This window comes from Cobetia sp. SIMBA_158 (assembly GCF_046566945.1).
In the GTDB taxonomy this organism is placed as follows: Bacteria; Pseudomonadota; Gammaproteobacteria; order Pseudomonadales; family Halomonadaceae; genus Cobetia; species Cobetia amphilecti.
Map to the genome: position 1 here is coordinate 1 of NZ_JAWJYL010000862.1, position 247 is coordinate 247.

Genomic DNA, 247 nt, shown 5'->3' on the forward strand with positions numbered 1-247 from the left:
TATTAATACAGTTGCTAATATTGCCGACACGTTTGGCGGAATTAACCTTGAAGATATTAAGGCGCCAGAGTGTTTTGAAATAGAAAAAGCATTGATTGAGCGCTGCAGTATCCCGATATTTCATGATGATCAGCACGGTACTGCCATTGTAACTGCTGCGGGTATGTTGAACGCGCTTGAGGTGCAAGGCAAGTCTATCGAAAATGCGACTATTGTGTGTTTGGGTGCTGGTGCTGCTGCGGTTGCT

1 protein-coding gene is annotated in these 247 nt (G+C 44.9%); it reads left to right on the top strand.

The features are described from left to right. Nucleotides 1–247: malic enzyme-like NAD(P)-binding protein (locus tag R2R70_RS22280; RefSeq protein ID WP_410979241.1), on the top strand; the 247-nt coding region annotated here is incomplete at both ends.